At 74.8% G+C, this 25,490-nt stretch carries 16 protein-coding genes and 1 pseudogene; 12 read left to right on the top strand and 5 right to left on the bottom strand.

Features of this window, described 5'->3' with window-relative positions:
* Positions 1-39 precede the first annotated feature (39 nt).
* The gene (locus ABZ659_RS01095) at positions 40-1,575 is read right to left on the bottom strand and encodes a gamma-aminobutyraldehyde dehydrogenase (protein ID WP_360212118.1); all 1,536 of its coding nucleotides are present in this window, start codon (positions 1,573-1,575) and stop codon (positions 40-42) included.
* Between the two features lie 208 nt (positions 1,576-1,783).
* Between ABZ659_RS01095 and ABZ659_RS01090 the strand changes: the two genes are divergently transcribed.
* A complete protein-coding gene (locus ABZ659_RS01090; protein ID WP_360212116.1) occupies positions 1,784-2,341 on the top strand; it encodes an NADAR family protein in 558 nt (185 codons plus the stop codon).
* 175 nt (positions 2,342-2,516) lie between these two features.
* On the opposite strand, the gene ABZ659_RS01085 is transcribed toward ABZ659_RS01090, so the two are convergent.
* The gene (locus ABZ659_RS01085; protein ID WP_360212114.1) at positions 2,517-3,206 is read right to left on the bottom strand and encodes a DUF4190 domain-containing protein; all 690 of its coding nucleotides are present in this window, start codon (positions 3,204-3,206) and stop codon (positions 2,517-2,519) included.
* Between the two features lie 157 nt (positions 3,207-3,363).
* Between ABZ659_RS01085 and ABZ659_RS01080 the strand changes: the two genes are divergently transcribed.
* The gene (locus ABZ659_RS01080; RefSeq protein WP_360212112.1) at positions 3,364-4,425 is read left to right on the top strand and encodes an adenosine deaminase; all 1,062 of its coding nucleotides are present in this window, start codon (positions 3,364-3,366) and stop codon (positions 4,423-4,425) included.
* Positions 4,425-5,129: a glycerophosphodiester phosphodiesterase gene (locus ABZ659_RS01075; protein WP_360212110.1), complete on the top strand. Its 705-nt coding sequence runs from the start codon at positions 4,425-4,427 to the stop codon at positions 5,127-5,129. Before ABZ659_RS01080 ends, ABZ659_RS01075 begins: the two co-directional genes overlap by 1 nt.
* Here the strand turns inward: ABZ659_RS01075 and ABZ659_RS01070 are convergent.
* Entirely contained in the window at positions 5,113-7,371 is a 2,259-nt protein-coding gene (locus tag ABZ659_RS01070) for a heavy metal translocating P-type ATPase (RefSeq protein WP_360212108.1), read from the bottom strand. The two genes, ABZ659_RS01075 and ABZ659_RS01070, sit on opposite strands and share 17 nt — an antisense overlap.
* A gap of 132 nt (positions 7,372-7,503) precedes the next feature.
* Between ABZ659_RS01070 and ABZ659_RS01065 the strand changes: the two genes are divergently transcribed.
* Positions 7,504-8,439, top strand: a complete 936-nt coding sequence (locus ABZ659_RS01065) for a hypothetical protein (RefSeq protein ID WP_360212106.1) — start codon at positions 7,504-7,506, stop codon at positions 8,437-8,439.
* Between the two features lie 71 nt (positions 8,440-8,510).
* Positions 8,511-8,759 (top strand): annotated as a pseudogene (locus ABZ659_RS01060) (hypothetical protein); the annotation flags it as partial.
* Here the strand turns inward: ABZ659_RS01060 and ABZ659_RS01055 are convergent.
* Entirely contained in the window at positions 8,756-9,520 is a 765-nt protein-coding gene (locus tag ABZ659_RS01055; protein ID WP_360212104.1) for a hypothetical protein, read from the bottom strand. The pseudogene ABZ659_RS01060 and the gene ABZ659_RS01055 overlap by 4 nt on opposite strands.
* An 84-nt stretch (positions 9,521-9,604) precedes the next feature.
* On the opposite strand from ABZ659_RS01055, the gene ABZ659_RS01050 reads away from it, so the two are divergent.
* The 5 genes from ABZ659_RS01050 to fxsT all read left to right on the top strand — a co-directional run bounded on the left by ABZ659_RS01050 (position 9,605) and on the right by fxsT (position 21,685).
* The gene (locus ABZ659_RS01050) at positions 9,605-14,659 is read left to right on the top strand and encodes a hypothetical protein (protein WP_360212102.1); all 5,055 of its coding nucleotides are present in this window, start codon (positions 9,605-9,607) and stop codon (positions 14,657-14,659) included.
* The gene (locus ABZ659_RS01045; RefSeq protein ID WP_360212100.1) at positions 14,656-16,155 is read left to right on the top strand and encodes a hypothetical protein; all 1,500 of its coding nucleotides are present in this window, start codon (positions 14,656-14,658) and stop codon (positions 16,153-16,155) included. The genes ABZ659_RS01050 and ABZ659_RS01045 overlap by 4 nt, the downstream gene beginning before the upstream one ends.
* Positions 16,152-17,552 (top strand): SAV_2336 N-terminal domain-related protein, encoded by a 1,401-nt coding sequence (locus ABZ659_RS01040; RefSeq protein WP_360212098.1) that lies wholly within the window; start codon positions 16,152-16,154, stop codon positions 17,550-17,552. The genes ABZ659_RS01045 and ABZ659_RS01040 overlap by 4 nt, the downstream gene beginning before the upstream one ends.
* Before the next feature lie 119 nt (positions 17,553-17,671).
* Entirely contained in the window at positions 17,672-18,754 is a 1,083-nt protein-coding gene (locus tag ABZ659_RS01035) for a MoxR family ATPase (RefSeq protein WP_360212096.1), read from the top strand.
* A 63-nt stretch (positions 18,755-18,817) separates the two neighbouring features.
* Positions 18,818-21,685: an FxSxx-COOH system tetratricopeptide repeat protein gene (gene fxsT / locus ABZ659_RS01030; RefSeq protein ID WP_360212094.1), complete on the top strand. Its 2,868-nt coding sequence runs from the start codon at positions 18,818-18,820 to the stop codon at positions 21,683-21,685.
* A gap of 204 nt (positions 21,686-21,889) precedes the next feature.
* Here the strand turns inward: fxsT and ABZ659_RS01025 are convergent, their stop codons facing one another.
* Positions 21,890-23,338 (bottom strand): gamma-aminobutyraldehyde dehydrogenase, encoded by a 1,449-nt coding sequence (locus ABZ659_RS01025; protein ID WP_360212092.1) that lies wholly within the window; start codon positions 23,336-23,338, stop codon positions 21,890-21,892.
* Between the two features lie 164 nt (positions 23,339-23,502).
* On the opposite strand from ABZ659_RS01025, the gene ABZ659_RS01020 reads away from it, so the two are divergent.
* Complete coding sequence (locus tag ABZ659_RS01020) at positions 23,503-24,000, top strand: Lrp/AsnC family transcriptional regulator (protein ID WP_360212090.1); 498 nt, start codon at positions 23,503-23,505, stop codon at positions 23,998-24,000.
* 19 nt (positions 24,001-24,019) lie between these two features.
* Complete coding sequence (locus tag ABZ659_RS01015) at positions 24,020-25,384, top strand: aspartate aminotransferase family protein (protein WP_360212088.1); 1,365 nt, start codon at positions 24,020-24,022, stop codon at positions 25,382-25,384.
* The last annotated feature ends 106 nt before the right edge of the window (positions 25,385-25,490 follow it).

The raw sequence follows: 25,490 nt of genomic DNA, 5'->3' as shown, positions 1-25,490 counted from the left end.
CGGGAGGGTAGGCGGCCGTGGGTCGGACGGCCTGAGGTGCTATCGGTCCCCGAAGATCGTGCGGTGCCAGTCCTTCCTGGCGACCGCCGTGTTGTCGTACATGACGTGCTTGGTCTGGGTGTACTCCTCGAAGGAGTAGGCGGACATGTCCTTGCCGAAGCCGGACGCCTTGTACCCGCCGTGCGGCATCTCGCTGATGATCGGGATGTGGTCGTTGATCCACACGCACCCCGCCCTGATCTCGCGCGTGGCGCGGCCCGCCCGGTAGACGTCCCGGGTCCAGGCGGAGGCGGCGAGGCCGTAGGGGGTGTCGTTGGCGAGCGCGAGGCCCTCGTCGTCGCCGTCGAAGGGGAGGACGACGAGGACCGGGCCGAAGATCTCCGACTGGACGATCTCGCTGTCCTGGGCGGCGTCCGCGACGAGGGTGGGCCGGTAGTAGGCGCCGTCCTTCAGGCCGCCCTGCGGTGCCTCGCCGCCGGTGACCACGCGCGCGTAGCCGCGTGCCCGGTCGACGAAGGCGGCGACGCGGTCCCGCTGGGCGTGCGAGATCAGCGGGCCGAGGTCGGTGCCGGGCGCGAACGGGTCGCCGAGCCGGACCGTCTCCATGAGCGCGGCGGTCCGCTCGACGAAGGCGTCGTAGAGGGGGCGCTGTACGTACGCGCGCGTGGCGGCCGTGCAGTCCTGCCCGGTGTTGATGAGCGCGCCCGCGACCGCGCCGTGTACGGCGGCCTCCAGGTCGGCGTCGTCGAAGACCACGAAGGGTGCCTTGCCGCCCAGCTCCAGGTGGAGGCGCTTGACGGTGGCGGTGGCGATCTCGGCGACGCGCTTGCCGACGGCGGTGGAGCCGGTGAACGAGGTCATGGCGACGTCGGGGTGCCCGACGAGGTGCTCCCCGGCCTCCCTGCCCGTCCCGGTGACGATGTTGACGACGCCGTCCGGGATGCCGGCGTGGGTGGCGGCCTGGGCGAAGAGCAGGGAGGTGAGCGGGGTCAGCTCGGCCGGCTTGAGGACGATGGTGTTGCCCGCGGCGATCGCCGGGAGGATCTTCCAGGCGGCCATCTGGAGGGGGTAGTTCCAGGGCGCGATGGAACCGACGACGCCGATGGCCTCCCGGCGGACGTAGGAGGTGTGGTCGCCGGAGTACTCACCGGCCGACTGCCCCTGGAGGTGCCGGGCGGCGCCCGCGAAGAACGCGGTGTTGTCGATCGTGCCCGGGACGTCGAACTCGCGGGTCAGCTTCAGCGGCTTGCCGCACTGGAGGGACTCGGCGCGGGCGAAGTCCTCGGCGCGGTCGGCGAGGACGGCGGCGAACCGGTGCAGGGCGTCGGAGCGCTCGCCCGGGGTCACCCCGGACCAGCCCGGGAACGCCGCGCGGGCGGCGGCGACGGCCGCGTCCACGTCGGCGGTTCCGGCGAGTTCGTAGACGTACGCCTCCTCGCCGCCGGCCGGGTCGACGACCGCGTGGGTACGGCCGGAGGAGCCCTGGGTCAGGCGTCCTCCGACGTACTGGGCGCCAGCCGCGAAGCGCTCCTGTGCGGGGAACCGTTCCGGGGGCGCTGTGCCCGGGTTGTGCATGTTCGCTCTCCTCCGCCGTTGCCCGTGTCCGAGGGTGGATGGCGTAGCTCCGGCTCGATTTGAGTGCCGATCCTGACAGAGGAACCGCACACCAACAAGGGATTCCGTTGTTGCCTTTTGGTTACGCGACGGAATCTGTCGACCAGGTGTCGAGTGAGGGAGGAAAAGGAGGGACGGACTGTCAGTGGCGCCTGCCACACTCGGCTGCATGGAGGAGATCGATTCCCGGGAGTCCCTGGTCAGGGCGGTCCGGGCGGGGGCGGGGGTCAGGTACCTGCACTTCTGGGGACACCGGCCGACCGCCGACGGGCGGGTGGGCGCGAGCTGTCTGAGCCAGTGGTGGCCGTCGCCGTTCGAGGTGGACGGCGTGCGGTACGCGACGGCGGAGCACTGGATGATGGCCGCGAAGGCGCGCCTCTTCGGCGACGCGGAGGCGGAGCGGGCGGCGCTGGCGGCAGGCCACCCCGCGGAGGCGAAGAAGGCGGGGCGGCTGGTGCGCGGCTTCGACGAGGCGGTGTGGCGGCGCGAGCGCTTCGGCGTCGTGGTGGAGGGCAGTGTCCACAAGTTCACGGCCCGGTCCGAGCTGCGGGAGTACCTGCTGCGCACCGGGGACCGGGTGCTGGTGGAGGCGAGCCCGATGGACCGGGTGTGGGGCATCGGGCTCGCCGCCACGGACGAGGGCGCCTCGGACCCGGAGCGGTGGCGGGGGGAGAACCTGCTGGGGTTCGCGCTGATGGCGGCGCGGGAGAGACTGCGGGAGGGCTAGGCCTGCCGTGAGGTGAAGTCGGTCGGGTCCGGGGCGCGCAGGAGGCGGCGCGGCCCCGCCGCCCCGACGGCCACCGGCGCACGCGTCTGCCCATGCCGCCGCCCCCAGGGGTCGCCCGTGTCCGGGCACGGACCATCGTCCCCGGCGCGGCGGGGGGCGTCATGAGTGGCCGTACTCAGGGAAGGAAGACCACTACCGCGCCCAGGCCCACCGCCAGCACCATGCCGACCGCGCCGCAGATGATCCCGGCGAGGGCCTGGCCGCCGTTGTCGGCCTCGCCCCGCGCCGCCTTCTTGCGGCCGATCGCGCCGAAGACGACGGCGAGCAGCCCGAGGATGAAGGCCAGCGGCCACAGACAGAAGAGGACCGAGGCGACGATGCCCAGCACGAGACCCGCCGTGCCCATCCCGTTGCTGAGCACCGGGGGCATACCGGGCCAGCCGGGATAGCCCGGGTACCGGGCGGAGTACCCGGGCCCGGTCGGGTACGGCGCCCCGGGCCCGGGCACGGCGGGGTAGCCGGGGAGGGACTGGCCGGAGGGGGCGGCCGGGTAGCCGTACGCGCCGGGATAGCCGTACCCCGGACCCGCGGGGCTCCCCGGGCCGCCGGGGGCGACGGGCGGCGGTGGGACCGGCGCGTCGTGCGCGGGGGGCGCGAAGGGGTTGGCGGGACCGGACGGCGGGGGATGGCCCGCTCCCGTACCGCCGACGCCTGGCATCGACGTGACCGTCTGCTGGTCGTGGACGGAGGGCGGCACCGGGCCACGGGGCGGGGCGTCCTCCGCGGGCGGCGCCCAGGGGTCCGGACCGGCCCCCGGTCCCTGCGGGGAAGGGCCGTCGGCGGGCGGCCGCGGGTCATCGGACATACGTGGGGCCCCCTCTGTCATCGGTGCCGACAGCTTACGGCGCGGCACGGCGGCGGGCGGGCGCGGCCTACGATGACCCGGAGTCACCGATCAGCCGATCATCCGCGTCGCCCGGCCGTCCCGACGACGGCGGCGGCGCCGTTCCCGGGGAGGGACCTTGACCGACCGTCTCGTAGACCCGCGTGTCCCGCGCGACCTGCACGCCTTCATCGCCGGGCTGCCCAAGGCCGAGCTGCACGTGCACCACGTCGGCTCCGCCTCCCCGCGCATCGTCTCCGCCCTGGCCGCCCGGCACCCCGACTCCAAGGTGCCCACCGACCCCGAGGCCCTGGCGGACTACTTCACCTTCACCGACTTCGCCCACTTCATCGACGTGTACCTGTCGGTGGTCGACCTGATCCGCACCCCGGAGGACGTCCGCCTGCTGACGTACGAGGTGGCGCGGGAGCTGGCCCGGCAGCAGGTGCGGTACGCCGAGCTGACGATCACGCCGTACTCCTCCACCCGGCGCGGTATCGACGAGGCGTCCTTCATGGACGCGATCGAGGACGCCCGCAAGGCGGCGGAGGCCGAGTTCGGGACCGTGCTGCGCTGGTGCTTCGACATCCCCGGCGAGGCCGGTCTGGAGGCGGCCGAGGAGACGACGCGGCTCGCGACCGACGACCGGCTGCGCCCGGAGGGCCTGGTCTCCTTCGGGCTCGGCGGGCCGGAGATCGGCGTACCGAGGCCGCAGTTCAAGCCGTACTTCGACCGGGCGATCGCGGCGGGGCTGCGGTCGGTGCCGCACGCCGGTGAGACGACCGGCCCGGAGACGGTGTGGGACGCGCTGACGCACCTGCGGGCCGAGCGCATCGGCCACGGCACCAGTTCCGCGCGGGACCCGAAGCTGCTGGCCCACCTGGCCGAGCACGGCATCGCCCTGGAGGTCTGCCCGACGTCGAACATCGCCACCCGCGCGGTGACCGACCTCGACCGGCACCCCGTCAAGGAGTTCACGCGGGCCGGGGTCCTCGTCACGGTCAACTCGGACGACCCGCCGATGTTCGGCACCGACCTCAACAACGAGTACGCGGTCGCCGCCCGGCTGCTGGAGCTGGACGAGCACGGTCTCGCCGAGCTGGCGAAGAACGCCGTGACGGCGTCCTTCCTGGACGAGGCGGGCAAGGCGCGGCTGGCCGCCGAGATCGACGCCTACACCAAGGACTGGCTGACCGTCTGATGCCCGTACGCACGCTGACCGCGGTGGGCCACCGCGGCGACCCCTACCGCTTCCGCGAGAACACCCTCGCCTCCCTGGCCTCGGCGATCCGCCGGGGCGCGGACGCCGTGGAGATCGACGTACGGCTCACCCGGGACGGCGTACCGGTGCTGCTCCACGACCGCACGCTGAGACGGCTGTGGGCGCACGACAGTCCGCTGGCGGCGCTGTCCGCCGCCGAGGTGGACGGCCTGACGGCGGGCGGGGTGCCCACCCTGGCGGACGCCCTCGCGGCGACGGAGGGGCACCGGGTGATGGTCGATCTGCCCGGCGCGCCCGACCCGCGGGCGGTCCGACGGATCGTGGGCGCGGTGCGCGACGCCGGGGCGGCGGACCGCGTCTACTACTGCGCGGGCGCCGAGGCGATGCTCGCGGTCCGCGCCGCCGACCCGGCCGCCGAGATCGCCCTGACCTGGACGACCCTCGCCCCGCCCCGCCCGGCCCTGCTGACGGCGGTCCGCCCCCGCTGGCTCAACTACCGCTTCCCGCTGGTGGACCGGGAGTTGGCCGCCCAGGTCCACGCCGACGGCTACCTGCTCTCCGTCTGGACCCCGGACACGGCCCGCGCGATGCGCCGCCTGGTCGCGACGGGCGTCGACTCGGTCACCACCAACCGGGTCGACGTCCTGAGCGCCCTGCGGGACCGCCTCACCGCCCGGCCCTGAAGCCGCGCAGCCGCAGCGAGTTGCCCACCACGAAGACCGAGGAGAAGGCCATGGCCGCTCCGGCGATCATCGGGTTGAGGAGGCCCGCGGCGGCCAGCGGCAGGGCGGCGACGTTGTAGGCGAAGGCCCAGAACAGGTTGGTCCTGATGGTGGTCAGGGTGCGGCGGGCGAGGCGGATCGCGTCGGCCGCCGCGCGCAGGTCGCCGCGGACCAGGGTGAGGTCGCCCGCCTCGATCGCGGCGTCCGTGCCGGTGCCCATGGCGAGGCCGAGGTCGGCCTGGGCGAGGGCGGCGGCGTCGTTGACGCCGTCCCCGACCATGGCGACCGTGCGGCCCTCGGCCTGGAGGTTCCTGACGACCGCGGCCTTGTCCTCGGGCAGCACCTCCGCGATCACCTCCTCGATGCCGGTCTCGGCGGCGACCGCCTCCGCGACGGTCCGGTGGTCGCCGGTGAGCAGGACCGGGCGCAGACCGAGCGCCTTCAGCTCGGCGATGGCCTGCGCGCTGGTGTCCTTGACCGCGTCGGCGACCTCCAGGACGGCGCGGGCGCGGCCGTCCCAGGCGACCGCGATGGCGGTGCGCCCGGCGCGTTCGGCCGCCGTCTTCGCCGCCGCGAGGTCGGTGGGCAGCTCGATCGCCCACTCCGTGAGCAGCTTCTCGCGGCCGACGAGGACGGCGTGCCCGTCGACGACGCCCTGCACGCCGAGCCCGGGGACGTTCACGAAGTCCTCCGGCGTGGGCAGCGCGGAGCCGGTGCGCTCCAGGGCGCCGGTGGTGACGGCGCGGGCGATCGGGTGCTCGGAGGCGTGCTCCAGGGCCCCGGCCAGGCGGAGCACCTCGGTCTCGTCCTCGCCGTCGGCGGTGTGGACGGCCAGCAGGGTCATGCGGCCGGTGGTGACGGTGCCGGTCTTGTCGAGGACGACCGTGTCGACCCGGCGCGTCGACTCCAGCACCTCCGGGCCCTTGATCAGGATGCCGAGCTGGGCGCCGCGCCCGGTGCCCACCAGCAGCGCGGTCGGCGTGGCCAGGCCGAGCGCGCACGGGCAGGCGATGATCAGTACGGCGACCGCCGCCGTGAACGCCGCGGTGAGCCCGGCGCCGTTGCCGAGCCAGAAGCCGAGCGTGCCGAGGGCGAGCGCGATGACGACCGGCACGAAGACGCCGGAGATCCGGTCGGCGAGGCGCTGGGCCGCCGCCTTGCCGTTCTGCGCGTCCTCCACCAGCCGGGCCATCCGCGCCAGCTGGGTGTCGGCGCCGACCCGGGTGGCCTCGACGACCAGGCGTCCCCCGGCGTTGACCGTGGCGCCGGTGACCGCGTCGCCGACGCCGACCTCGACGGGGACGGACTCGCCGGTCAGCGTCGAGGCGTCGACGGCGGAGGAGCCCTCGACCACCGTGCCGTCGGTGGCGATCTTCTCGCCGGGGCGGACCAGGAAGCGGTCGCCGACGGTCAGCCCGGCTATGGGGACGCGCGTCTCGGCGCCGTCCCGCAGCACGGTGACCTCCTTGGCGCCCAGCTCCAGCAGCGCCCGCAGGGCCGCGCCCGCCCGGCGCTTGGAGCGGGCCTCGAAGTACCGTCCGGCCAGGATGAACGCGGTCACCCCGGCCGCGGCCTCCAGGTAGATGTTCCCGGCGCCGTCGCCGCGGGCGATGGTCAGCTCAAAGGGATGGGTCATGCCGGGCGTGCCCGCGGTGCCGAGGAACAGCGCCCACAGCGACCAGAGGAACGCCGCCGAGGTGCCGACCGAGATCAGCGTGTCCATCGTCGCGGCGCCGTGCCGGGCGTTGGTCCAGGCGGCGCGGTGGAAGGGCCAGGCGGCGTAGGTCACGACGGGCGCGGCGAGGGTGAGGGAGAGCCACTGCCAGTACTCGAACTGGAGCGCCGGGACCATCGCCAGGGCGATCACCGGGACGGCCAGGACGACGGCGGTGACCAGGCGCTCGCGCAGGGGCCTCAGGTCGTCGGGCTCCGCCGCCGGGTCCGGGGGTGCCGTCCGCTCGGGTTCCGGTGCGCGCGCGGTGTAGCCGGTGGCCTCGACGGTGGCGATGAGGTCGGAGACGGCCACCTCCCCGCCGTGGGAGACCTTCGCCTTCTCCGTCGCGTAGTTGACGGTGGCGGTCACGCCGTCCATGCGGTTGAGCTTCTTCTCGACGCGGGCCGCGCAGGAGGCGCAGGTCATGCCGCCGATGGCCAGCTCCACCTCGACGGCGGCGGCGGGGGTGGCGGCGGGGGCGCTGGTCACTGCCTCATCACTCCTCATCAGTCCTCCTCTTCACTTCATACCCCGGGGGGGTATAAGCTGCGGTCATGTATACCCCCTCTGGGTATGCGGTGCAAGTGATCCCGGCCGCCAGGCAGACCCCAGGAGCCCGCCATGAACTCGCTCACGAAGATCGGCGCCTTCGGCACCGCGCTCGCCGCGACCTTCGCCGCCGCGTACGGCGTCGGCAGCGCCGTCTCGCCCGTGGACACCGCCCCGGAGCAGGCGTCCCACGCCTCGTCCGGGCACGGCGCCACGGACAGGGACCAGGAGCCCGCGGCGACCGACACCCCCGGCGGGCTCCAGATCGCCGCGGACGGCTACGCCCTGGACCTCGGAACCCCCCGGGTACGGGCGGGTGAGAGGACCGGGCTGCGGTTCGTGATCCGGGACGCGGACGGGCGTCCGGTCACCGACTACCGGCGCGAGCACGAGAAGGAGCTGCACCTCATCGTGGCCTCCCGCGACCTCACCACCTACCGCCACCTGCACCCCGTACGCGCCGCCGACGGCACCTGGAGCACCGCCACCACGCTGCCCGACCCCGGCGGCTACCGCGTCCTCGCCGACTTCACGCCCGCCGCCGGAGGGGACGGCCTGACGCTCGGCGCCGACCTCGCCGTCTCCGGGGCGTACGCACCGGCCGCGCTGCCGCCCGCGTCCGGGACGGCCACCGTGGACGGCTACACCGTGGAGCTGGACGGCGAGCTGAGCGCGGGCCGGGAGAGCGACCTGACCTTCACCGTCCGGCGCGACGGCCGCCCCGTCACCGACCTCCAGCCCTACCTGGGCGCCTACGGCCACCTCGTCGCCCTGCGCTCCGGCGACCTCGCCTACCTGCACGTCCACCCGCACCGGGAGGCCCACGGCGACGCCACCTCCGGACCCCGGGTCGCCTTCGCCAGCAGCACGCCCAGCGGCGGGAGCTACCGGCTCTTCCTGGACTTCAAGGTGGACGGCGAGGTCCGCACGGCCGCCTTCACCGTCCACGTCGGGGACACGGGGCAGCCGCACGAGGAGGACACTCCCGGGGCCGCCCACGGCCACTAGCGGTATCGACCCGCAGGGTTGTGCACACGGCTGAGGGGTGGCTGGCCGCCTTCGACCACGGCCACCCGGCGCAGATCACCGACGGCGCGCTGTCGGTGGCGGCGCCGGTACGCGGGCCCGGCGGGCCGGTCGTGGCGGCGGTGTCCGTGGTGGTGCCGGTGGACGGCGCCCGGGTCCCGGCGATGGCCCCCGCCGTCCGGCTCACGGCCGGCGGCGTCTCCCGCGGACTCGGCTGGCGCCCGAGGCACCCGAAGCGGCCGGACCGGCCGGACCGGCCGGACCGGCCGGACCGGCCGGACCGGCCGGGTCGACAGGTCTAGGAACTCAGCGGCGGCAGATCCGCGTGGAAGCGGCGCTCCCCCATCAGGTACGCGGAGTGCGGTGCCAGGTAGGAGCGCGCGCGGCGGCCGTGCACGATGTCCTCCGCCGTCGCCACCAGGACCCCGCTCTCCGACGGGTCCGCGGCCAGCGCCGTCAGGGCGTCCCGCAGGCGCACCGCCTCGGCGGTGTCGAGGCCCAGGTCCCACACGTCGAAGAGCCGGACCACCCGGTATGGCCGCCCCGGCACCCGCAGCGGGCCGTCCACCACCTGCCGTACGTGGGTGAAGTGCAGGCGTTCGATGCCGGTGGCCAGCTCCGGGTGGCCGATCTCGCCCAGTTCCTCGGCGAGTTCACGGCGCACGCACTCCAGCGCCGACTCCCGGTCCCGCTGCCGGTCCAGCCAGCGGACGAACGCGGGCAGCGCCCGGCCCGGCAGGAAGCCCCGCAGGTCGCCGCGCATCCGCTGGTCCACCCTCAGCTCCTCGCGGAACCCCAGCCGGTCCAGGGCCGCGCGGGCCGCCGGGTGGTACTTGACGACGCCGCCGGGCGGGCCGTAGGAGTCGGGGCGGTAGGGCGAGTGCACCAGCACGTACCGGTCGTCGTCCTGGACGCGCAGCAGCGACGCCACGGAGACGCGTACGTCACCGAACAGCCGCAGGGCGGCGAACAGGACGGGGAGTCGCCCCCGGTTGTTCCACAGCACCGAGGCGACCCAGCCCAGCAGCGCCACCAACAGGCCGGTCCAAATGGCTTCCAGCACCCGCGTCCCCGTCCCCCCGTGCCCCCGTGACCAACCGCGATGCCAAAGTACAGTGAACCGACTCTTCTGGGGGGTGGGCAACAGGTGGAGGCGTTCATCCCGCTCGACTGCGGCATCCCCGCCGAGGAGCGGGCGAGGGTCGAGTGGCTGCTCACCACCATCGGCACCGGTGAGGGCCCGGGCCGCCTCCCGGCCCCCGTCCACCGCGTGGAGGTCGTACGGCAGCTCCCCGGCGGGCGCAGCGGCGCGCGGGTGCTGGAGGTCAAGGTCCTGTGCGGCACCCCGGAGTCCGAGGTGTGGTACGTCGTGAAGCTCCAGGACGCCCGGGAGGCGCGGGCCGAGTGGCGGGCCTACGGCGCCCACATGACGGAGCTGAAGGCCGCGTACCTCACCGAGATCACCGCCGTGAGCCAGTCCCTCCTGGACGACGGCGACCTCCGCGCCGGGGACCTCGCCGCCGTCGTCTACCTGCACGTCAGCGAGCGGATGGGGGAACCGGGACTGCCCCTGGTCACCCTGGAGCAGCTCGCCCGCGAGGCGGTGGCGGGCTCGCCGGAGGCCGCGCGCCGCGCCGGGGTGCTGATCGACCGGCTGCTGCGGCGGCTGCGCGCGACGCTCTCCCGTTCGGCCCGCCCGCACCCCACGAGCCGGTACCTGCGGCGGCTCAATCCCCGGCTCGGCGCCGACCTGGTGGTGGAGCTGGACGAGGACGCCGACCCCGGCGACGCCGTGCGGGACGTGTTCCCGGCGGACCTGCTCACCGCGTCCTGCGCGTCCGGTACGGGCACCGACGACCCCCGCTTCGCCGTCGGCTCCTGGATCTCCGTACCCGTGGGGCGGGCCCAGCGCAGGGACGGGGCGCTCCTGGTGTACCCCTCGGGGGACACCAGGATCGAGGTGCGACCGCTGAAGGAGGCCGTACGGCGGTTAGGGGTCTCCGAGCCGGACGACCAGGGGATGTGCCGGGTGACCGGGCCGCTGCGGGCCCGGGTGGTGACCACCCGCGTCCTGGCCCACTGGGACCTCGTACGGGAACTCCTCGGTGACGAGGCGGTGGTGGAGGCGCGCGGGCTGCGCCTCGCGGGGCAGTTCCTCGGACACCCGTTCGCCCGGCTGCGGTCGGTGCTGTGCGACGACGCGGAGGGCTGGGTGTCCGCCACCGTCCACGACGACCTCAACCCGCGCAACGTGCTCACCGCCGACGACACGGGCGACGGGCGCGGAGGGCCGCGGGCCGACGAGCCGTTCCTCATCGACCACGCGCGCGCCGACGACGGCCTGCCGCTGCTGGGCGACCCCGCCTGGCTGGAGGTCAACCTGCTGCGCGCGGTGGTGGCGCCGGTGCTGGACCGGGCGGAGCTGGTGCGGCTGTGCCGCCGCCTCGCGGTCGCCTGCCGCCACGGCGAGGCCGCCGCGGCGGGGGCGCCGGACGGCGGGGAGCCGGACGCCTTCCGGGTGGCGTTCGGGCTGCTGTGGCGGGTGCGGGCCGCCGCCCGGGACGGCTATCCGGCCGACGGACGGCAGCCCTGGTGGCGGGAGTACCTGGCGCAGCTGACGCTCGCGGCCTGCCGCACCCTGAAGTGGTCTCCCCCGGACCAGGACGCGCACAGCGTGGCGGCGGCGCTGGTCGCGGCGGGCGTGGCCGGCGAGTTCCTGGGCGGGGAGGCGGACCGCTTCGCCTACTGGCCGTCCGGCGAGCTGCACGAGGTGGCCGCGCGGGTGCTGCCCGTCCTCGACCCCGGACGCCCCGACGAGCTGGGGCTGTTGCTGGAGGTCCTCACCGCCCTCGACCAGCGGCCGGGTGGCCGTGCCCAGGCCACGGTGCGGGAGGCGGTGCGGTCGGCGTGCGACCGGGCGGTACGGGAGCTGTGCGCCACGGCCGGGGAGCAGCGGCTGCACCGGCTGCTGCGCGGCAGGACGGCGTACATCGCGCTGCACGGTTCCGTGTCCGGGGACACGGCGGCGGGTGCCGCCGAACCGCCCGGGGACGCCCTGCGGCTGGCCGCCGCGTACGAGTCGGTGACCGTGGTCGGCCGGGCCGGGGCCGGGAAGTCGACGCTGCTCGGCGAACTGGAGTACCTGTACGTCCGCGCCGTCACCGGTGAGACCACCGACCCCGCGCTGCCGCCCCGGATGCCGCTGTCCACGCACGCCGCGGACCTCGCGGCGGCGCTCGGCACGCCCGACGGGTACGGCGCGGTCCTGGCCCGCGCCTGCACCGCCGGGTCCCGGCTCGGCGCCGACACCTGCGGGCGGCTGCTGGTACTGCGCGGCATCCAGCTCCTGGTGGACGGCCTGGACGAGGTGCCGCCGGAGGGGCGTGCGGCCGTGCTGCGGTGGCTGCGGGAGCTGCGCACCGCGCACCGCGACACCCCGGTGGTGCTGTGCCAGCGGACCTCGGCGTACGCCACCGCGTCGGCGGCCGGTCCGCTGCCCATGCCGGTGATCACCCTGCACGCCGTCACCACGGAGCAGGCGCGGCGCTACGCGACCGAGCGGCTGCCGGACGGGACGGCCGCCCCCTGGTTCGCGTCGCTCCTCGACGGCGGACAGCGGGGCGGCGGCACGGGTGAGGCCCCGACCGGCTCCGGGGTGCCGGAGCTGCTGCGCACACCCCTGTTCCTGTGGATGGCCGTCGAGGCCCACGGCCTGGACCAGGCGCCGCCACGCACGGCCGGTGACCTGTTCGCCGTCTTCACGACGTGGTACCTGACAGAGCGGCACCACCGGCAGCAGACGGGCGCGGAACCGGCGTCCCGGTTCACGGCGGAGGAGAGACTCGACGTGCTGGAAGCGGTCGCCGAACAGCTCGTCGAGCACGGCCCGGTGCCGCTCGCTCGGATGGCGCCCCGGCTGGCCGAGGTGCGCCCGGACTGGCGGGACGTCCTGGACGAGGTCGTCGCGACCCAGTTCGTCGAGGTGTCCCACGGGCTGGTGCGGTTCCGGCACGAGCTGTTCCAGGCGTACTGCGCGGGCCGCGTCCTGGCCCGGCTCGCCACCCGGGACGAGGCCGGACTGCTGCGCCGGGTGCTGCGGTTCGAGTGGCAGGAACCGGCGCGCATGATGGTCGGCCTCCCGGACGTCGACGCGGACGTCCGCACCCGGGTCTGGCAGTGCGCCGCCCGCGCGGACGCCCGGTACGCGGCGTGGCTGATGCGGGAGGCGCCCACGGTGCCGGAGGACTGGGCGCGGGCGTTCCTCGACCGGCAGCGCGAGGTCCTCGGTACGGCGTCGGCGGCGGCCGAGGAGTGGGACCGCGCCGCCGTCGCGCTCACCCTGCTGCGCGCGGACGCCGCCTGGGCGGCGCTGGGCGAGGTGGCCGCGTCCGCCGACGTCGCGCCCGGGGCCGCGGTGGCGTGTCTGCGGGCGATGGGCGCGGCCGTGCGCGGCGACGGGGCCGGACCCGGGCGGGCGGGCGGCGGGGACGCGGCGCGGACGGCGCTGCGCGGTGCCGTCGTGGCGGTGCTGGAGCGGGCGGCGCCGGTGGCGGTGGAGGCCGCCGCGGTGCGCGCGATCGGGCAGGCGCGGCTGGCCCCGCTCTCCGGCTATCTGACCGAACGCGTCGACGCCGGGCGCCCCTGGCCGGTCGTACGGGAGGCCGCGGCGGCGCTGGAGGCGCTCGACGTCGCCCTCACCCCGGGCGCCCGCGCGGCCCGGGACGCCGCCTGCCGCGCCCGGCTCGCCGCCGCGGACGCGGAGGCGTGGGAGGCGACCCGGCTGACCGACGGGACGGCCCTGGCGCGGGAGCGCGGGGAACTGCTCGCCGTCGTCGCGCGGTCGGGCGGTCCGGACGCCCTGGAGCTGCTGCTGGAGCACCGGTTCCGGCCCGGCCTCGCCGATCTGCCGCACTGGTCGGACCTGTTGTCCGGCGCGGCCCGCGAGCGCCGGGCGACCGCCGACGACGACCGCCTCGCCGCGCTGCTGCTCACCGGTACCCGGGGGGACGGTCAGGAGCGGGCGCTGGCCGCGTTCGCCGAGGGATCGGACCGGGAGGCGGTGGCCGCCGCCCACCGGCTGCTGTCCGACGGCGAGGTCCCGCCGCGGCACCTGCTGGACCTCGTCAGCCCCGACTCCTCCGGGCCCCGGCTGCTCGCCGCCGCGGCCGTGGTGGAGGGCCTCGCCGCCTCGGAACTGGCCCTGGCCGAGAGCCTCGTGCGGGGGCTGGTCGACCGGCCGCGGGCCGAGGACCCGCAGTGGCTGGAGGGGCTGGCCGCGCTCATCGGGGCGGTGGGGCAGCAGTCGCGGGTCCTGCGCGTCCGGCTGCTGCACGCCGCGGCCCGGGTGGTGGAGGCGGGCGGCGCGGAGCGGGCGATGCGCGGGCCGTGGGCCCAGGTGTACTACGCCGCCGACATCGACCACGACGTGCTGACCGCCCTCCTGGAGCAGGACGACGAGGACGGCCACCAGCTCGCGCTGGACTACATGAGCGGCATGGACTTCCTGCTCACCGCCGTCGGCCGCCCGGAACCCCTGACGCTCTCCCCCGGGGCCCGCGCCCGCGTGCTGGCGTACCAGCCGGACTCCCCGGCCGCCTCCCCCGCCGACGTGCTGCGCTTCGTGCAGGCCGTGGCCTACGCCGGGATGACCGAGGCGCTGCCCTTCGTCGAGGCGGTGGCCGGGTCGGAGGAGGCCGCGGGGACGCTGGTGACGTTCGGGCACTCGCACCACGGGGTCGTGGAACTGGCGCTGTCCGCGCACGCCGTCACCGCCGTGGGCTGGTTCGGGCGGCTGGCGGGGGAGCGGCGGCGACCGGACGCCCTGCGGCAGGCCCACACCTGGCTGCGGCAACTGGACACCCGGGGCGGCCACCCCAGCGTGGAGCGGGCCCGGCTGGTCGGGCTCGGGCTGCTGGGCGACTGGCTGCCCGTCCTGCGCGGACTGGAACCCGGGGACCCGGTCCTGCACGAGGCCGCCACGGCCGTCGTGCTGCACTGGCTGCCGGTGCCCTGGAGGACGAGCCCGCCGGACGACCCCCGCAGCGTGGCCGCCTGGCTCACCGAACGGCTCGCCTCCGGCGAGGTCACCAGCGGCGAGGTCAAGGACGTCCTGGCGGGCATGGTGACGGCGCTGAGCAGACGGCTCGGCCGGTACCTGGAGGAGCCGTCGGCGCCCGCCGGGGACGGACGGTGGTCGTGGTGAGAGACGACCCGCCCACGGTGAGCGGCACGATGACGGACCGTACGGGCCTGCGCGTCGCGTCCGAGGTGGTCGACGTGCTGCTGGCGGACTCCGTCCTCGCCAGCCACGGGCCCGCGCTGGCCGTCGAACTGCCCGCCTACCTAGGGCAGTCAGTCGCCGTCGCCGTCCCACGCCAGGCGTCCCTGCGCGGGGGCCTCCTCGCCCTCGCCCGGACCTGTATGAAGCAGCCCTTCGGACTGACCGACCTGGTGGGCGGCCTGGAGTTCATGGGGGCCGCCGCCCGGACCACGGACGCCGTGCGGCGGCTGGCCGAGGAGTGGCAGGCGGTGACGTTCTACCCCACCGCCGACTGGGACGCCCTGCGCCCGCTGCTCACCGGCTGCGCCCCGGCCGAACTGCCCCGGCTGGTCAGCAGGGCCACCGAGGGCAGGCTCCCGCCCGGTGAGCGGCCCACGGGCGACACGGCCTGGCAGGCCCTGGTGCACCTGACGACGTGGAACGCGCCGCCCTCCGGCCTGCCCCCGGCCCTCGCCTTCCTGCTGCTGCTCGTCCACTCCCCCGCCGTCCGCGCCGACCTGGGCCCGGAGCGCCACCGACGGCTGGACACCTGCGCCCGCGCCTGGGCCGGGCAGTGGGGCGTGGCGGAGGAGTACGACCGTCAGCGGCACGCGTACGGCGAGGAGTCCGCCGTGGACCGGCCCGGTCCGCTGGCCCAGGCGATCGTCGTCCAGATCGAACCCGACGTCCTCGACGCCGACCGCTACCACCTCACCTGCTGGGCGCAGACCGACCCCGAGCAGTGGTCGCCACGGCAACTGCACGAGACCGTGACCGTCCGAGCCGACCTGGAGTCAACGGTCTCCCGGACGCTGGCCGACGCGAAGCGGCGGGTGCGCTGGCAGGCGTCGGACGTCGCGCTGGAGTTCATCCTGCCGATGGAACTGCTCAACGCGCCCGTCGAGAGGTGGCACGACGGCGACGGTCCGCAGGCCGCGCCCGCCGCCGAGGTGCGCCTGGTCGTCGTCCGCAGTCTGGAGCGGATGCGCGCCCGCTATCTGCACCACGCCTGGCACCAGCGCTGGGACCAGCTGGCGCGGGACGGGAACCGCGTGCTGTGGAACACGCCCAACGGGCACGGCCGCGCCGAGCACCTGGCGCGGCTGGACCTCGCGCTCGGCACCGACCCCGACCTGGTCGGCTGCGTCCTGAGCAGACCACCGGGCACCGACGACGGACTGGGCACGGCGGAGGTCCGCGCGGCCCTCGACCACGGGCTGCCGGTCCTCGTGTGGGACCGCCACGACTGTCTGCGCCCGGAGTTCCGCACGGCGGCGCGGGCGCTGCTGGCCGACGGACGGCTGGCCGAGCTGCCCGAGCGGGTGGCGAGGCTGCGCCGGGAGGGGCGGCTGGACCGGCACCTGGTCCTCTTCTGGGACGACCCGAGCAGGCTGCCGGACGCCGGTGGCCCCCTCGGGATGCTCTGGAGCGGTGCGTGAACACGGAGACGGCGCAGACGGACGGCCCGGACGGCCCGGACGGCCCGCGGCCCTGGGTGATGGCGCGGGCGCTGCGCCGTCCCGCCTGGGTCGCGCCGGACACGTCCCCGGCGGCGGCGCTGCTGGTGGAGCGCCGGATCGCCGCGGCGCTCCAGCCGCTGCTGCCGGAGCCGACCGGACCGCCCGCCGCGGGCGCGGCGCCGCCCGAGGTCGGCTGGCCGTCCTGGCCGTCCGCCCCGGGTCCGGCCTGGCAGGCGGAGGAACGCCCCGCCGCCGAACCGGCCGCCTGGGACATCACCGTGGTGGCCGACGGCGGGCTGTCCATGGAGTTCTGGCGCCCGGTGGCGGAGGAACTGGTCGCCCTGCTGCGCCGGGTGGGGCTGTGTCGTCAGGAGTCCATCCCCACCCTGGACACGGAGTCCACGCCGCCCGAGGCCGACGTGCGCCTCCCGGACGACGACGGCACGGGACCCGCGTCCCGGCCGGTGCTCCTGCTCACGGACGGGCTGGCCGGGGCCTGGCGCACCAGCGCGGTGCTCCCCCGGCTGCACGCGTGGGCGCTGCGGTCCCCGGTCGTCGTGGTCCACCTGCTGCCGGAGAAGCTGTGGCCCAGCTCCGCGCTCGTGCCCCGGCTGCGGGCGCTGCGCTCCCCGCTCGTGGGCGCCCCGGCCGCCGACGTCGACTGCGAGGGGGCGCCGCCGGGGACGGTCGCCGTGCCGGTGCTGGCGCTGCGGGAGGACCACGTGCACCGCTGGGCGCGGTTCCTGGCGCGGGGCCCGGAGGGCTGGAGCAACCTGCCGACCGTCCTGGTGTCCGCGGACGCCCCCGGGACCTCCCGCGCCCCGGACCGGCCCGGCGGGCAGGCGGCCACCGCGCAGGACCTGCTGCGTGACTTCGCGTCGGCCTCACCCGACGCGCAGACGCTGGCGACCCGGCTGTCCGGGGTGCCGCTGAACCTGCCGGTGATGCGCCGGACGCAGTCCCGGGTGCTGCCGGGGTCGGCGCCCGACCTGCTGTCGGAGATCCTCATCGCCGGTCTGCTCGTGCCCGTCGTGGACCGCGCCGACATCCGCAGCCACGACCGGGTGACCTTCGACTTCCCGGCCGGGGTACGGGAGTTACTGCTGGCGGCGCTGCACAAGTCGACGACGGCGGAGACGTTCCGGGACGCCGTCCACTTCCTGGAGCACGACCTGGGGGTGCCGGAGGTGCAGGGCTGGGACCGGCTGCCGCGTGCGCCGCAGGCGGTGGAGACCGGGCCGGTGACGGAGCGCAGCGAGCCGTTCCTGCGGGTTCAGCTGGCGGTGCTCAAGGCCCTGTCGGGACAGCCGTACGAGGCCCACGCCCGCCGTCTCGAAGGGGAGTTGGCGCGGTGGTCCGCGGGCGACGGGGCGTGATCCTTTCCCGCACGGGTGGTCGCTGACGGTGCTCCTCGGGAAGGATGGAGGTCCGAGCGCCTCCGCCGGACGGTGGGGGCCCACTCGCGCAGCCAGACCGCTGGCAGGGGGAGGAACCCGTGACCGCGCCCATCTCAGACGACACCACCGGTCCGCGGCGGCGGTCCGGCCCGGCCCGCGACTGGCGGATCTTCCACGGCGACGGCGTGGCCCGGCCGGGCGCGGCCTCGGCGCTGCCCCCGCCGCCGCCCTGGCGGGCGTTCCACGGCGGCCCGCCGCTGCCGCCGCCGTACCGCGAGGAGTGGGACACCGCCCGCAGGCTGGGCGCCTCCGCGCAGGCGTCGCCGCTGACCGCGGCGGGCGTGGACGTGGTGAACGCCGCGCTCTGTCTGCGCCGTCCGCTGCTGGTCACCGGCCCGCCGGGCTCCGGCAAGTCCACGCTGGCCTACCAGATCGCCCACGAACTCGGCCTCGGCCGGGTGCTGTACTGGCCGATCAGCAGCCGCACCACCCTGCAACAGGGGCTGTACGCCTACGACGCCATCGGCAGGGTCCAGGACACCGCCGTGCTGCGGGCCTCCACGGAGCCCCCCGGCGGTCCCGGCCAGCCCGCCGAGCCGCACCCCGTCGGCGACTACATCGCCCTGGGCCCGCTGGGCACCGCCCTGCTGCCCTACCAGTTGCCCCGGGTGCTGCTCGTCGACGAGCTGGACAAGAGCGACATGGACCTCCCCAACGATCTGCTGAGCGTCTTCGAGGAGGGGACGTACACGATCCCCGAACTCGTCCGGCTCCGGGCCCGGGAGCCGTCGGTGTCGGTGCGCACCGACGACCCCCACGGCGGGGCGCGGGTCAGCGAGGGGCGCGTGCAGTGCCGGGCGTTCCCCGTCGTGGTCATCACCAGCAACGGGGAGCGGGAGTTCCCGGCCGCGTTCCTGCGCCGCTGTCTGCGCCTCGAACTGCCCCACCCCGAGCCCCCGCAGCTGGCGGCCATGGTCGCGGCGCACTTCTCCGCCGAGGTCGCCGAGGAGGCGCAGCCCCTCATCATGGCCTTCCACGAACGCAGCCTGGACAGTGGCACCCTGGCCATCGACCAGCTCCTCAACGCCGTCCACCTCATGACCAACGGGGGCCCGGAGCCGCAGGGCACGCCTTGGGACGAGCTGATGACCTCGGTCTGGCGGCGACTGAGCAACTCCTGACGGCCCACGATCCGCACCGCGCGAAGACCGCCGCACGCACCGACACAGACCGGGAGGCACTTGGTGGACCAGCGACAGCCCGTGCACCCGGGCGACCTGACGGCCACGGAGATCGCCGACGTCCTGTGGCTGGCGTCGCTGGCGGGACCGACGCGCGCCCCGTCTGCCCCGCCCGTGGACGACCTCCCCGACCGGGAGCCACCCGTCCCCGGCCCCGAGCCCGAGTCCCCGGACGACCCCGAACCGCCGCCCCGGCCCCGCCCGGTGGGCACCACACCCCGGCCCTCGCCCGGCGTACGGCGCCACCCCGCGCCCCTGCCGGGTGCCCCGCCCGGCGCCGACGCGCTGGCCGGACCACCCCGGCCGCTCACCGACCCACTGGTGCTGGAGCGGGCGCTGCGGCCCCTGCGCGGGCGGGGCTCGGCCACCGGCACGCTGCTGCTGGACGAGGACGCCACCGCCGAGCGTGCCGTCGAGGCGGGGCTGTGGCTGCCGGTGTTCCGTCCCGAGTACGACCGCGCCTGGTCCGAGGTGGTGCTGGTCGTGGACGACAGCCCGTCGATGCTGTTCTGGCGGGACACGGTCCGCCAGCTCACCGAGCTGCTGTCCCGCGTCGGCGTCTTCCGGTCCGTACGCACCGTCCGGCTGGCCACCGGCCCCGACGGCACCGACACCGCGCCGAGGCTGCGCGGACCCACCCGCGACCTGCCGCCCGAGGCGCTGAGTTCCCCGGCGGGCACCAGGCTCACCCTGGTCGTCACCGACGGCCTGGGCCCGGCCTGGCTCACCGGCGCGGTGACGCCGCTGCTGCACCGGCTGGGCCGCTCCCAGGCGCTGGCGGTGCTCCACCTGCTGCCGCAGAGACTGTGGCGCCACACCGGGGTGGCCACCACGCCGGTCCGGCTGAGCACCGACCGGCCGCCGCCCAGCAACGCGTCCCTGTCCGTCTCGACCGGCCCGGAGTACGCCGGGCACGCGGACCAGCCGCCCGTCCCCGTGCCGGTCCTGGAGGTCGACGCCCGCTGGCTGCACCGGTGGGCGCGGCTGATGGCGGGGCGGAGCGTCAGCGGCCCCGAGCCACTGCCGGTGATCATGGCGACCCGGGAGGCACCGCCGCCGCCCGCCGCCGCGCCGGACCACCCGGCGCCCTCGGGCCGGGAGCTCGTCCGGCAGGCCCGCGCCCGGCTGTCACCGACCGCGTTCCAGCTCGCCGTGCACCTCGCGGCGGTGCCGCTGACGGTGGGGCCCGTCCAGCGGGTGCAGGGCGCCGTACTGCCCGGCTCGGCCCCGCACCACCTGAGCGAACTGCTCATGGGCGGCCTGCTGCGGTACGCGCCGAACGGCGCCCCGGCGCCCTTCCCGTTCGACTTCCGGGACGGTGTCCGCGAGGAGTTGCTCTCCCACGGCACCCACCTGGGCACCACCCGCGCCATACGGGCGGTGAGCCGTCTGCTGCCCGCCGACCGGTGGAGCGACGGCCAGCGCCTCCTGGTCGAGGCGCTCGACGGCCGCGAGTCCTCGATGCCCGAGATCACCGACGCCAACCGGGACTCGGTCGCGATGGCGGCGGTCGTACTGAACGCCCTGTCCGGGCCGTACCGCCGGGCGGCGCTGCGCACCCGGGACGCCCTCAGCACGTCCCGCCTCACCATGGACCCCCGGTTCCCGGACACCGCGCCCGTACCCCGCCCGTCCGGCCTGCCGTCCTCGATCTGGGGCGGGGTCCCGCCCCGCAACGCGCACTTCACCGGACGGGACGGGACGCTGGAGGCGCTCCGCCGGCCGCTGGCCACCGACGGCACCGCGCAGACACCGCACGCCCTGACGGGCATGGGAGGCGTGGGCAAGACCCAGCTGGCGCTGGAGTACGTGTACCGCCACCACCGCGACTACGACCTCGTCTGGTGGTTCAGTGCCGCCCGGCCCTCGACCCTCTCCTCCGGCTTCCGGGAACTGGCCGCCCTGCTGGGTCTGCCGACCGCACCCGACGGCGACGACGCCGTGCCCCGGGTACGGGAGGCGCTGCGCGCGGGCGACCTGCGGCAGCGCTGGCTGCTGGTGTTCGACGGCGCGGAGGACGTCGAGACCGTCCGCCCCTTCCTGCCGCTCGGCGGCCCGGGAGCCGTCCTCGTCACCTCGCGTTCCCCGCAGTGGGCGCACGTCGCGCGGACCGTGGAGGTCGACGTCTTCACCCGGGAGGAGAGCGTCGCGATGCTGCGCCGTCGCCACCCTCTGATCGACACGGACGCGGCCGACGCGCTGGCCGAGACGCTCGGCGACCTCCCGCTCGCCCTGGAGCAGGCGGCGGTCTGGCTGCACGACACCGGGATGCCGGTCGGCGAGTACCTCGCCCTGTTCACCGCGCGGCTCACGGAACTCCTCGGCGAGACACCGCCGTACGACTACGGGACCAGCGTGACCGCGGCGTGGCGCCTCTCCCTGGAGCGGCTGCGGGAGGACGACCCGAGGGCCCTGCGGCTGCTGCACGTCCTCGCCTGGCTGGCGCCCGAGCCCGTGCCGAGGGACCTGTTCGCCCGCTCGGCCCCGGGCGACGTCCTGCTCCTGTCCCGCGCCATCCGCACCCTCAACCGGCACTCGCTGGCCCGCATCAACCACCGTGACGGGACCCTCCAGGCGCACCGCCTGCTCAGCACCGTCCTGCGCGCCTCCATGTCGGACGAGGAACGCGTCAGCGCCCGGGACACGGCCCGCACGCTGGCCGCGCTGATGCCGCCCGGCCGGACCCGCACCGCCCACCTGCTCGCCTGCGACGCGGCGCGGTCCGAGGACCCGGCGGTGCGCTCCGCCGCCCTGGAGCAGCTGCGGTGGCTGGCGGAGCACGGCATGGCCGGGGACGGCCACCGGCTGGCGGAGGCGGTACGGGAGAACCGGCCGTCCTCCCCCGCCGCCGCCCCACCGCCCCTTCCGTGAGGCGGAAGCGCCGTTGCGGCGCCCCCGCGCGGTTCCCGACGATGGCGGCGCCACCGCCGACCGACGGGAGCCGCGTTGCCGCACCTGACCGGCTTCGGCCGCGACCAGTGGTAAGCCGCCGCCTCCGCCGGGAGGTGGGCCCGGATCTCCTCGGCGGTCCGTGCCTCCCGCTGCCGGGGCCGGACCCTCGTCCCGGACCTGTGCTCAGCCGTCCAGGGACGTCATCACGTGCTTGACGCGGGTGTAGTCCTCGAAGCCGTACGCCGACAGGTCCTTGCCGTAGCCGGACTTCTTGAAGCCCCCGTGCGGCATCTCGGCGACCAGCGGGATGTGGGTGTTGATCCACACACAGCCGAAGTCGAGCTTCTTGGACATCCGCATGGCGCGGGAGTGGTCCTTGGTCCAGACGGAGGAGGCGAGGGCGTACTCGACGCCGTTGGCCCATTCGACGGCCTGGTCCTCGTCGGTGAAGGACTGCACGGTGATGACGGGGCCGAAGACCTCGTTCTGGATGATCTCGTCGTCCTGCCGCAGGCCGGAGACGACGGTCGGGGCGTAGAAGTAGCCCTGCTCACCGACCCGCTGGCCGCCCGCCTCGACCTTGGCGTGCGCGGGGAGGCGCTCGATGAAGCCCGCGACCTGCTTGAGCTGGTTGGGGTTGTTCAGCGGGCCGTACAGCACGTCCTCGTCGTCGGGCTGGCCGGTCTTGGTCTCGGCGGCGGCCTTGGCGAGGGCGGCCACGAACTCGTCGTGGACGGACTCCTGGACCAGCACGCGCGTGGCGGCGGTGCAGTCCTGCCCGGCGTTGAAGAACCCCGCGACGGAGATGTCCTCGACGGCCTTGGCGATGGCCGCGCTGTCGAGGTCATCGAAGACGACGACCGGCGCCTTGCCGCCCAGCTCCAGGTGGACCCGCTTGACGTCCTTCGCGGCGGACTCGGCGACGGACATGCCCGCGCGCACCGAACCGGTGATGGAGGCCATCGCCGGGACCGGGTGCTCGACCATCAGGCGGCCGGTGTCGCGGTCGCCGCAGACGACGTTGAAGACGCCCTTGGGCAGGATCCCGCCGAGGATCTCGGCGATCAGCACCGTCGACGCCGGGGTGGTGTCGGACGGCTTGAGGACGACCGTGTTGCCCGCGGCGATGGCCGGGGCGAACTTCCACACGGCCATCATCATCGGGTAGTTCCACGGCGCGACCTGGGCGCAGACGCCGACCGGCTCACGGCGGACGATGGAGGTCAGGCCCTCCATGTACTCACCGGCGGAGCGGCCCTCCAGCATCCGCGCGGCGCCCGCGAAGAAGCGGATCTGGTCGACCATCGGCGGGATCTCCTCCGAGCGGGTGAGCCCGACCGGCTTGCCGGTGTTCTCCACCTCGGCGGCGATCAGTTCCTCGGCGCGCTCCTCGAAGGCGTCCGCGATCTTCAGGAGGGCCTTCTGCCGCTCGGCGGGGGTGGTGTCACGCCAGGCGGGGAACGCCGCCCCGGCGGCCGCCATGGCGGCGTCGACGTCGGCCTGCCCGGACAGCGGCGCGGTCGCGTACGCCGCACCGGTGGCGGGGTTCACCACCTCCGTGGTCCGTCCGTCGGCGGCGTCCCGGAACTCTCCGTCGATGTAGTTGCGCAGACGACGCAGTTCGGTGGTCACTGCCCGGCCCTCCTGTCGGATGTCCATTCCTTGAGATGCCCACCCTAATCGCTGCGCCGACGGTTTCAACACCCCCCGCCGCGCCAGATCTGCGAAATCCGCACGCCGCAATCTCGTAAACAACGAATTTCATCGATACGACCTTGCGAAACTGACGAGTCCTCGTGCACAGTGAGCGCGTGGCCAGTCGAAGCGCAGATCCGAGGAACGGCGGTCCCCAGCTGGACGCCGTGTCCCTCGCCATCATCGAACAGCTCCAGGAGGACGGGCGTCGGCCGTACGCGGCCATCGGCAAGGCCGTCGGCCTGTCGGAGGCGGCCGTGCGCCAGCGCGTCCAGAAGCTGCTCGACCAGGGCGTGATGCAGATCGTCGCCGTCACGGACCCGCTCACCGTGGGCTTCCGCAGGCAGGCGATGGTCGGGATCAACGTCGAGGGCGACACCGAGTCCGTGGCCGACGCGCTGACCGCCATGCCGGAAGTCGAGTACGTGGTGATGACGGCGGGCTCGTTCGACCTCCTCGCGGAGATCGTCTGCGAGGACGACGACCACCTGCTGGACGTCATCAACAAGCGCATCCGGGCGCTGCCCGGCGTCCGCTCCACCGAGAGCTTCGTCTACCTCAAGCTCAAGAAGCAGACCTACATGTGGGGAACCCGATAACCATGAGGACCCGATAACCGTGAGCAGCAAGGACCTCAGTCGCACCGCGTACGACCACCTGTGGATGCACTTCACCCGCATGTCCTCGTACGAGAACTCCCCCGTCCCGACCATCGTCCGCGGCGAGGGCACGCACATCTACGACGACAAGGGCAAGCGCTACCTCGACGGTCTCGCGGGCCTGTTCGTGGTCCAGGCCGGTCACGGCCGTACGGAGCTGGCCGAGACCGCCGCGAAGCAGGCCCAGGAGCTGGCGTTCTTCCCGGTGTGGTCGTACGCCCACCCCAAGGCGGTGGAGCTGGCGGAGCGCCTCGCGCACGAGGCGCCCGGCGACCTGAACAAGGTCTTCTTCACCACCGGCGGCGGTGAGGCCGTCGAGACCGCGTGGAAGCTGGCCAAGCAGTACTTCAAGCTGGTCGGCAAGCCCACCAAGTACAAGGTGATCTCGCGCGCCGTCGCCTACCACGGCACCCCGCAGGGCGCGCTGTCCATCACCGGCCTGCCCGGTCTGAAGGCCCCCTTCGAGCCGCTGGTCCCCGGCGCCCACAAGGTCCCGAACACCAACATCTACCGCGCCCCGCTCTTCGGCGACGACCCCGAGGCGTTCGGCCGCTGGGCCGCCGACCAGATCGAGCAGCAGATCCTCTTCGAGGGCCCGGACACGGTCGCCGCGGTCTTCCTGGAGCCGGTGCAGAACGCGGGCGGCTGCTTCCCGCCCCCGCCCGGCTACTTCCAGCGGGTCCGCGAGATCTGCGACCAGTACGACGTGCTGCTCGTCTCCGACGAGGTCATCTGCGCCTTCGGCCGCCTCGGCACGACGTTCGCCTGCGACAAGTTCGGCTACGTCCCGGACATGATCACCTGCGCCAAGGGCATGACCTCGGGCTACTCCCCCATCGGCGCCTGCGTCATTTCCGACCGCCTCGCCGAGCCGTTCTACCGGGGCGACAACACCTTCCTGCACGGCTACACCTTCGGCGGCCACCCGGTCTCCGCCGCGGTCGGCCTCGCCAACCTCGACCTGTTCGAGCGCGAGGGCCTCAACCAGCACGTCCTCGACAACGAGGGCGCCTTCCGCGCCACCCTGGAGAAGCTGCACGACCTGCCGATCGTCGGCGACGTCCGCGGCAACGGCTTCTTCTACGGCATCGAGCTGGTCAAGGACAAGACGACCAAGGAGTCCTTCGACGAGGAGGAGACCGAGCGCGTCCTGTACGGCTTCCTCTCCAAGGCACTCTTCGACAACGGCCTGTACTGCCGCGCCGACGACCGCGGCGACCCGGTCGTCCAGCTCGCCCCGCCGCTGATCTCCGACCAGGAGACCTTCGACGAGATCGAGCAGATACTGCGCGCCACGCTGACGGAGGCGTGGACGAAGCTGTGACCATCTGACCGTACGATCAGATCCCGGCCCCGGACCGCCGTTCGAGTGAGAAACGGCGGTCCGGGGCCGTGTGCTGTCCGGCCACCCGGCGCCCACTGCCTAGCGT

The organism is Streptomyces sp. NPDC006997, from assembly GCF_040635175.1.
Taxonomy (GTDB): domain Bacteria; phylum Actinomycetota; class Actinomycetes; order Streptomycetales; family Streptomycetaceae; genus Streptomyces.
Note: the sequence above shows the minus strand (reverse complement) of the source record. Positions and strands in the feature narration are given on the sequence as shown.